7 protein-coding genes and 2 pseudogenes are annotated in these 8,573 nt (G+C 70.4%); 5 read left to right on the top strand and 4 right to left on the bottom strand.

Annotated features, from left to right (window positions below; translation table 11 throughout):
- Window positions 1–1,327: glycosyl hydrolase family 28-related protein (locus tag ACWCSD_RS41330; RefSeq protein ID WP_449923104.1), on the top strand; the 1,327-nt coding region annotated here is incomplete at its 5' end.
- A gap of 11 nt (window positions 1,328–1,338) precedes the next feature.
- Here ACWCSD_RS41330 and ACWCSD_RS41325 read toward each other — a convergent pair.
- Window positions 1,339–1,665, bottom strand: a complete 327-nt coding sequence (locus tag ACWCSD_RS41325; RefSeq protein WP_449923101.1) for a hypothetical protein — start codon at window positions 1,663–1,665, stop codon at window positions 1,339–1,341.
- 155 nt (window positions 1,666–1,820) lie between these two features.
- Here ACWCSD_RS41325 and ACWCSD_RS41320 point away from each other — a divergent pair, with 155 nt between their 5' ends.
- The 3 genes and pseudogenes from ACWCSD_RS41320 to ACWCSD_RS41310 form a co-directional block, all read left to right on the top strand.
- The gene (locus ACWCSD_RS41320; RefSeq protein ID WP_449923098.1) at window positions 1,821–1,961 is read left to right on the top strand and encodes a hypothetical protein; all 141 of its coding nucleotides are present in this window, start codon (window positions 1,821–1,823) and stop codon (window positions 1,959–1,961) included.
- A gap of 81 nt (window positions 1,962–2,042) precedes the next feature.
- Entirely contained in the window at window positions 2,043–2,942 is a 900-nt protein-coding gene (locus ACWCSD_RS41315) for a serine hydrolase domain-containing protein (protein ID WP_449923095.1), read from the top strand.
- A 179-nt stretch (window positions 2,943–3,121) separates the two neighbouring features.
- Window positions 3,122–3,280, top strand: a pseudogene (locus tag ACWCSD_RS41310) (hypothetical protein); the annotation flags it as partial.
- Window positions 3,281–3,490: 210 nt separating this feature from the next.
- On the opposite strand, the gene ACWCSD_RS41305 reads toward ACWCSD_RS41310, so the two are convergent.
- Window positions 3,491–4,252 carry a hypothetical protein gene (locus ACWCSD_RS41305; protein WP_449923092.1) on the bottom strand — a complete coding sequence of 254 codons (762 nt, stop codon included), beginning with the start codon at window positions 4,250–4,252 and terminating at the stop codon, window positions 3,491–3,493.
- A gap of 226 nt (window positions 4,253–4,478) precedes the next feature.
- Here ACWCSD_RS41305 and ACWCSD_RS41300 point away from each other — a divergent pair, with 226 nt between their 5' ends.
- Complete coding sequence (locus ACWCSD_RS41300; protein ID WP_449923107.1) at window positions 4,479–4,772, top strand: hypothetical protein; 294 nt, start codon at window positions 4,479–4,481, stop codon at window positions 4,770–4,772.
- 81 nt (window positions 4,773–4,853) lie between these two features.
- On the opposite strand, the gene ACWCSD_RS41295 is transcribed toward ACWCSD_RS41300, so the two are convergent.
- Entirely contained in the window at window positions 4,854–6,611 is a 1,758-nt protein-coding gene (locus ACWCSD_RS41295) for a hypothetical protein (protein ID WP_449923089.1), read from the bottom strand.
- A 1,188-nt stretch (window positions 6,612–7,799) separates the two neighbouring features.
- A pseudogene (locus tag ACWCSD_RS41290) lies at window positions 7,800–8,573 on the bottom strand (hypothetical protein); the annotation flags it as partial.

Raw genomic sequence — 8,573 nt, 5'->3', positions numbered from 1 at the left:
CCCGGCCTGCTCGGGTGGCGTGCTGAACGCCGTCGCCGACGCCGGTGCGAAGGGCGACGGGCAGGCCGACGACACCGCGAGCATGCGGCAGGCGATCACCGCCGCGTACGCCTCGGGACGCTGCCTCTACCTGCCGGGCGGCCTCTACCGCATCACCGGCGGCCTCGACTGGAGCAAGCCCGCCTCCATCCTCGGCGACCCCGACACCCCCGCCATCCTGCGCGGCACAACCAACGCGGCCCTCGCCGACACCACCTACGCCAACCGCTGGGACCGTACGCCCGTACTGGACAACGTGGTGTTCGACGGGCTGCGCTTGGACGTCAACAGCCCCTACAAGACCGGGCCGATCATCCGGCGCAGCGTGTTCGTCAACCGCATGGGCGACGGGGAGACGCCCACCGGGGGCGACGAGCAGCAGACGAGCTCGGCCCAGGTCGCCGTGGCTCTCACCAACGTGGTCGGCGCCAAGGTTCAGGACTCGGTCTTCCTGTCGGACCGGCAGGTGGACGGCGGCGCCCCGCTGTTCACCTACCGCACCCGCGACCTGACGATCAGCGGCAACGTCCTGGGCGCCGACCTGTCCTCGACGGCGTGGCTGAGCACCTGGGCCGGCGGACGCTCCTGGTCCCAGGCCCCGGCCGCGCGCCTCGCCGAGGTACGCCGCCGTACCGGCCTGCCCGCCGCCCTCGGCCACATCCAGCGCGGCATCAGCATCAAGGGCGACATCGACGCGACCGTCTCGGGCAACATCGTCAACCGTGACCCGCGCAGCCGCGCCAAGAGCGATCACGGCGTGTACGCCTGGGGCTTCGACGGCCTGCGGATCACCGGCAACTGGCTGCGCGGCTGGCCCCAGGACGCCAGGGGCGGGCTCAAGGTGCGCAACGGCACCGGCGCGACCATCGCCGGCAACCTCCTGTACGGCACCGCGCTACTGCTCTACACCTACGACGTGACCAACGCCCCCAAGGTCTTCCAGGACGTCGTCGTCTGCGGCAACGTCTACGACGTCAGCACGGTCACGCCCGCCGCCGACCACAGCGGGATCATGTACTGGCGCAACTTCTCCGGCACCGGGGCCGAGCGGGCGATCGCCGTCTTCGGCAACCGCTTTCTCGACCCGCTCGCCGGGACCCCGGGCCGCCCCGACGTCTCCCAGGTCGCCGGGGACGCGGCGGCCTTCACCGCGTCCGACAACACCTACGCCGACGGCCGCGCCGTGCCGGTCGTGGGCATGCGCAACGCCGCCCCCACCGCCGACCAGCGCGCCCGCTGCGCCGGCAGCACCGTCCCGGAGCTCTCCATCCCCGGTTACCAGGGGTAGGAGCCACCCGATCAGCTCTTCGCGCCCGATGTCTGGAACCGATGGAAGCAGTGAGCTGAAGCGTGCTGCGGGGCGCCGAGCCGGATGCGGGTGTCGTGGTGGTGCAGCGCGATGGTGCCGTCCGGCTCCCGGGTGACGGTCTCGATGGCGGCGTCGGGCAGCAGCACGAGCCGCTCACCCCGTCGCCGAGTCGGAGCGCGCACCGATCGGCTCGGGCAGTGTCGGCCTGGTGGCGGCCTGGGCTCCTCCAGCCGGGCCGCGGTGACGGCCGCCGCCGGCATCTCCGACGCGGCGGACTCACCGGTGCCCGGCATCCCCGTGACCAAGATCATCGCCATCGGGCGAGGCTACCGAACCGCTCCGGTCTCGGTCGGCTCCATGTCGTCCACGGTGGCGATCTGCTGACCTCCGGCCATGGGTCTTCCCGCGCGGGACCACCGAGGAGGTCCTGGGCGACTCCGCGCTCCGGGCCGACATGGGCGACCCTCTGGCGTTGGCGAAGGTCCTGGAGGAGTTGCAAGGCGATCCGGGGATCTCGAACGACCTGCGCGAGGCCGGCCGGCGCAACGCCGCGCACTTCCCGCCGTCAGCCACCGCAGTCGCGCTGGCCAAGCTCGACAACGACATCGCCTGACACGCTCCCGGTACGCCTGCGGCCCGCCAGGCTCCTCACTACGCTGATCACAACGCACTCGCCCGGACCAGGGAATCAACCATGGCAGACACCCACGGATCGATCATCCGGCTCCTGGAAACCGGGGTGCGAGAGCAGGTGTACCCCGGCGCGGTCTGGGCGATCGGCGACGCGGACACCGTACTCGACAGCGGCGCCCACGGAGCGATGGCCCCGGGCCAGGCGGCGATGCGCCTCGACACGGTTTTCGATGTCGCCAGCCTCACCAAGATCCTTGCCGTATGGGCGGTCATCGGCACCCTGTGGCACGATCAGCAACTCTCGCTGGACGACCCTGTGGCCACCTTTTGGCCTGAGGTCGCCGGATATCCGCTCGGCCAGGTCACCGCCCGCCAGCTCCTCACCCACACCGCCGGCGTCCCGCTGCGGGCCAACCTGCGGGCCTACGGCACCGACCCCCAGGTCATCCGCGAAGGTGTCCTCCACGAGGAGCTGCACCGCCCACCCGGCCAGGCCGTCGAGTACACCGGGGGCCGGTGCGCGCCGACCGAGTTCGACCCTGACACCGAAGCCCACCTCCAGGGCGTTGCCCACGATTATTCCGCTCGCCTGCTGGGCGGCGTGTGCGGCATCGCCGGCGTCTTCTCTGTCGTGCAGGACCTGGCCGCGTTCCTGCGCGACCTCCTGCACCCAGGTCCGGATCCGGCCCATGTCGGGTTCGGCCCCACCTGGGTCGCCGAGTCGCTGCGCATCAACACCGGCGCTCTCACGCCGGCGCGCGGCCTCTTCTGGCATCCCGCACCCGGCACCAGCCCGCAGGACGACGTCCACGTCCACTACGGATTCACCGGAACGGCCATGTGGGTGTCACCGGGACTGAACCGATGGGCAGTCCTGCTCACCAACAAGCTCTACTTCACCCGCGACCGCGACCCGCTCATGGCCATCCGTGACACCTTCCGCCAGCATGTCTTTGGCTGACTCCCTGCGCTCGAGGTCCTGATGTAGCCGTTCGGCGGTGTGGGTGGCGCTGGACAGGACCGGTGCTCAGCTCGTCGAGCTCGCGCTCACGGTCGGCCAGTGTGACGAACACCGGGGGACCGATCGCTCACGTGGCCCCTTCGATCTCGCCGAGCCATCCTTTGCGTTCAGCCTCGGCGATGCGGCGCCTTTGGCTCACCCGTCCTTGGCCGCACGCCGGTTGGCCTCGACCATCTCCTCGAACGAGCCGTACAGAGCAGGCCGGCCGGGGCGGGGAGCCGGTCCTGATCACCGCCAGCAGCCACGGCGACCAGGTGGAGATCCGGGTGATCGACCGCGGTCCCGGCATCCCGCCCGACGCGTACGACCGTGTCTTCCAGCACTTCCAGCGGCTCGGCAACCGACAACCACTCCGGCGTCGGGCCCGGGGTCGCCCTGCCGCGCGGGCCGGCCGAGGCCATGAGCGGCCCCCTCCTCCGAGGAGACCCTGGGGGAGGGCTGACCATGCCCCTCACGCTGCCCGTCGCGGGGCGGCTCGGTCGTCCGGCCTAACCCGCCGGGCGGGTGGGCGGCGGGCCGAACAGGGTCGCGCTGTCGACGGTGGCGACGGCGCCCGAGCCCGTGCGCTTGGGTTTGCCGTCGGCGCCGATGAACGGCAGCCGGTCCGCGAGCCCGCCCGGGTCGAACCCGCCCTCGCCGTTGATCCAGGACGGGCGCGGCGGCTGCGCCGGTGGCGTCTTGGCCTGGAGGCCGTACTTGGATGTGAGCCAGACGTTGCCCGAGGGCAGGTAGCCGCCGTACCACGAGCCGTTCCAGGCGTAACCGAAGCCGAGCGAGGCGTACCAGGCGGTGCCGCAGGGGGCGGGGTTGGAGCCGTAGCCGTCCCACATGTACCAGTCGGCGTGGCTGGTCTCGTCGGGCGTGTAGTGGAAGCCGGAGTCCATGCCCGAGCAGGTGCCCCACTCCTGCCGGTCGAAGTTGTAGACGAGCACGATCAGCCGTACCGCGAGGTAGCCGGCGGGCAGCGGCCACTGGCGGCCGCACGGGATGGTGCCGTTCGGTGCCCAGGTGTCCACCCAGGTCGACTTGTACGAGCCGGCGTCGATGCTGCTGAAGTCACGCACCTCGGCGTGGACGCTGACACACAGGAAGTTGGAGCGGTAGACGTAGTCCTCGTTACTGGCCCGGCCGTCCTCGGCGCGCGCCGGGGCGACCGAGGTGATCAGCACCAGGACGGTCGCGGCGACGGCGCACAGGGTGCGGCGGGCCCGCCGGCCTGTCGTGCCAGGCGTCCGGGGGTGACTTCGCATGATGTTCTCCTCAGCGGTGTGCGGGGGTCGTGGTGACCACGACGCCGGCCGGGAGCGGCCGTTGCGAACGGAGGAGCGACGAGGGCGGCGTGGAGGGCGGGGCGAACATGTCCCGGACCGGCACGTGCCCGGCGAGCGTCCTGCCGGAGGGGGAGGACGGCGCGGAGTCGTACACGGGGATCTGGCGGCCTGGCGTTCCTGTTCGGCGCACTGATCGGCCGCCTCGGTGCGGATTTTCTCCATGCTCGGCTACCGGTTCGCGCCCCGCTTCGCCGACTTGGGCGACCAGCGGTTCTGCCGCGCCGACCTGCCGACGGCAGCACCCAGGCGGGCAGTGCCGCCCACGCGGCGGTCTGGGCCGCCCCCCGACGTGGCACCGGCCCTGCTGCCCAACCCGGCGACCGGCACCGCCACGATGGCCAATGCCGTCAACGCCCAGAGCGAGATCACCGGGTGGGCCGAGGCTCTCGACGGCTCGCGGCGCGCCCTCGTGCGGCGGCCCGCGCCCGGGAGCTCCTGAGCCCCCGGCGGCCGGCGCGGCCGAGCTCAGGGAGCTCTCGGGATCGGCTTCAGCGGGCGCGGATCCGGTCGGTGGCGATCGTCACCGCAGGAGCTGGGCGGCGTTGATCTTCACCTCGTAGACGTCGCGGTACGGGCTCGATCCGCCACCCACGGGCCACAGGTAGGGGAGCGGCTGGGTCAGGTCGAAGGAGATGGGCGGGTTGGTCGGCTGGATGGTGTCGACCGGATAGATGGTCCACCGCGGCGTCTGGTCCGGCGTCCCCGTGCCCGGGGTGGGCTGTGTGCTGGGCTGTGAGCTGGGTTGGGGCGCCGGATGGAAGGGCGGCGGGTCGATGTTGACGTAGGTCATGGTCGAACGCGGGCCCACGTTGGGGGTGCTGGTGCCGCCGCCTCCTCCGCCGCCGCCGGTGCCGCCGGTCGACCCGCCGCTCTGGGTGGCCTTGGCGGGCAGATAGTGACGGTCGCTGTGGTCGGGGTCGCACGGCTGCGCCGCCCTGGCCGGTGGAGGCGCCCCGTCGGACGCCTTGAGCCGCAGCCCGAGCTCACCGGCGATCATCAGGGCGTAGTGGCCCGCCAGTGCCTTCTGCCCCTCCTGGTTGGGATGTCCTGTCTGCTGCATCTGGTTGAGGCCGTCCCCAGCCGCGGCCAGTCTCCAGTTGACGTTGCGGATGTAGGGGGTCTTGGTCCCCAGCTCGTGGCCGGCGAAGGCGTTCTCGAGGTCCAGCACGTCGGCGGCGATCCCGTGGTCGGCCAGGACCTGCTGCGCCTTCTTGACGGAGGCGGTCAGCTGGGGAGCCAGCTGCGCGGCGCTGGTCCAGGCATAAGGCCACATGTTCGTCAGCCAGCCCATGAGGCCGCCCGGGTGCAGGCCGACCTTGACGGGTTGCGGATAGTTGACCATCATCACCCTGGTCCTGCCGTTGGAGGCGGCGTGCATCGCCCGAACCAGCTGCACCAGCCTGGCCGACAAGGTGGCGGGCTGCGTCAGCGGGCGGACGAACGGGGGGCGCGGCGGCTGCGAGTCGTCCCATTCCTGCTGCGAGGTGCGGGTGGTGTCGAGCAGTGGCCGGATGCGCGCCTCGATGTTGCTGATGTCGACGGGATCGTCGAGCACAGCCTTCAGCATGGGTCCGAACTCGACGTCGTTGCCGCCGAAGCCGGAGATCACCAGGTCGGTGGCCTCGTCCACTCCCTGGTTCTGGGGCGGATTGACGCGGGAGTGATCGTTCTGGCCCACGAAGAAGTGCTCGCTGGCGGCGCCGGAGGAGGCGTTGAACCGCACGTCGAAGAAGACCTCCGGGTTGGCCCGGCGCAGCAGGTCGATGGCCTGCAGAACCGCCGCGTTCGCCGAACGGTGACGGAAGTCCTCGGTGTAGTCGTCCTCGGTGTGCCCTGCCGCTGGATAGGTCTCCCCTCCCAGCCCTCCCGGCTCGCGGGGTTCGGGAAGGAAGCCGCGCCTGTTGTAGTAGTCTCCCGCCCCCTCTCCTGACATGTACGAATCGCCCATGATGACGATCTTCACGATCCTCTGTCCCGGCCGGGGGACGCCCTGGCGGAACTGGACGGGCTTGTCCTCCCCCCAGAACAGCGGCCCGCCCGGCCCGGTGCCGGTCGGCGGGCAGGTGTCGGTCGGCGCGTACCGCTGAGCCAGGTACCTCAGACCACCGACGGTGGGGAGGTTCGCCAGCGATTCGGCGTCGTAGTCGTCGAGCAGCGGGACGTCGGTGATGGGAGCGGCGTTCGCGGGCGTGAAGCCGGAGCTCGCGATCAGGGCGATGGCGAGGGCTCCCGCGGTGAGGGCGCGGGGGAGGGGCCGCCGTAAGGATCTGCGCGTCATGCCGTCAACTATGAGCACCCCTCAGGTGGCCTGCCTCCTGCTGAGGAACGAGCCCGCTTCTCCGCCAACTGGCCGCTCACCCTCCTGCGACAGGCCGCGCCCACATCTCGTGGGAGTACCGGCAAAATGCCTGCAGGAGTTCCTGGCCGAGCTCCCAGCCGCTTCCAGCTGAAGAGGCCGTGGCACCACGAGTACCTCGTCCTGGGCGGGGCCTTCCTCCGCCGGAGTCGATCCCGTCGGGCGCCCTCCAGCGAGAAGACCTGGGGCGAGGATCGCTCTGAGGAGGAGGGGGCGCTTCGAGCGGCGGGCTTACGGCTGGGACCGCCATCCGGGCGACCTCGTGGTGACCATGAGATTGTGATCGACAGGCCCGATGGTTCCCCCTCGCGAAGAGTTACTCGGCACTGGAGGACTGGGCGTACGGACAGTCGGTTGTGGCGACGCGTAGCGCGAACCTCGAAGATCGCAACGAAGAGTGCCGCGAGGGCAACGACTGCTGCAGCCAGAGCAATGACTGCTTCTGCGCCCACAGCACTCCTTGGACTGAGAAGTCATCAACATGGCGTCTGATCCCTGAATCGCTGAGCAGGGGGACGGAAAGAAGCGATCGCGCTGTGCGCCCTTCGGTGAAAGGCGGAGCCACGCCGTTGGCGAACGGCAGCTTTGGCGACTCTCAGTCGTGCAGCAAGTGGGCGCCAGCCCCGAAAAGGGACGACGTACGAGGGTAGCGGGGTGATGTCCGAGCAGCTCGATGGCGGTACCCAGGACGCTCAGGATGAGGCGGCACGGGGGCCGGACGGTGCAACACCGGTCCTCAGCACCTCGCAGTTTCGACCCGCTGGGCTGGGCTGCTCGGGCGCGGACCGGCATCGGCGCGACCACGTCCTCCATGTCGTGGCGAGCGCGGCCGACAGCTTTCCGTAGCCGCGTCTCCAGGCCACGGGCGCTGGGCAACAGCTCGCGGGCTAGCCCGACGTGCTGCCCAGCCGCCAGGCGAAGGCGTCGGGGGCGTGAGGAAGGCCCGAGGGCTAGATCAGCCAGCTGGCCCCTTGTGGGGCCCACACTGGTCCCAGTGAGAAGGAAGCCCTCGGATGGCCTCACACCATGTATTGCGAGGAAGGCGGAAAGGCTAGAGAACTTTTCGAAGTGAGAAGGAAGCCCTTCCATAGCCTCGCGATCATCACCCTATCAGCCGGGGATCAGCTCGTGCAGAGTCGCCGGTGTGTACACCCGGGCACCGGGCGGCAGGTCGGCCGGCGCATGCAGTCCGATGTAGGTGGTGTGATCCCCCGTCTGGGGCTTGGCCCGCAGGAGGTCGACCAGGTGGCGTACGCGCAGGTGGTCGCGTTCCACGATGGAGCGCACCAGCAGAGCGGTGGTCACGCGGTTGCCCTCCACCTGGTTGAACCCCGGGTGGCCCTTGAGGTAGAGATGCAGCCACTTCACCCGCCAGCCGCCGTCGTCACCACGCAGGAAGGCCAGCGGCAACGCGACGCGGCCCGCGCCGCGCAGGTCGGACTTCATCCGTACCGTGCGTGGCTCGAACGGCAGGCCCTGCTGGTCGGCGTCCCTGGACATGTAGCCGAAGAACGCCTCCGCGGCCTCGTCGAAGGCCTCGCCGGCGAAGATGTTGACCTGCGGGATGATGATCGGCTTGGTCGCCTGGGCGAGGCGGATGTCGATGAACTCGCTCGCGCCGTCGGGAGCCTGGGTGAGGTCGCCGGAGTATTGGGCGAAGTCGTTGCCGTAGTTCGTCCACGAGATGTGCTCGGGCGCGCCGTAGGAAGCGTCCAGCATCAACGCGGACAGGTCGTAGTCGGTACGCTGCTCGGCCTGCCGCCAGTAGACGAAGAAGCGCAGCAGTTCACCGTCCACGCGCGTGAGCGAGCCGCGCGGCAGCATGCCGAGCCCAGGAGTGACGGCCTTGGCGGACAACGGCAGGGCGACGTCGAGCATCTCGGG

The organism is Nonomuraea sp. NPDC001684 (genome assembly GCF_053596515.1).
Note: the sequence above shows the minus strand (reverse complement) of the source record. Positions and strands in the feature narration are given on the sequence as shown.

What these genes read in the sequence shown, in the direction of transcription:
- ACWCSD_RS41325 (WP_449923101.1), bottom strand. Translation starts at nt 1,665, where the DNA reads ATGGCGATGATCTTGGTCACGGGGATGCCGGGCACCGGTGAGTCCGCC.
- ACWCSD_RS41315 (WP_449923095.1), top strand. Translation starts at nt 2,043, where the DNA reads ATGGCAGACACCCACGGATCGATCATCCGGCTCCTGGAAACCGGGGTG.
- ACWCSD_RS41305 (WP_449923092.1), bottom strand. Translation starts at nt 4,252, where the DNA reads ATGCGAAGTCACCCCCGGACGCCTGGCACGACAGGCCGGCGGGCCCGC.
- ACWCSD_RS41295 (WP_449923089.1), bottom strand. Translation starts at nt 6,611, where the DNA reads ATGACGCGCAGATCCTTACGGCGGCCCCTCCCCCGCGCCCTCACCGCG.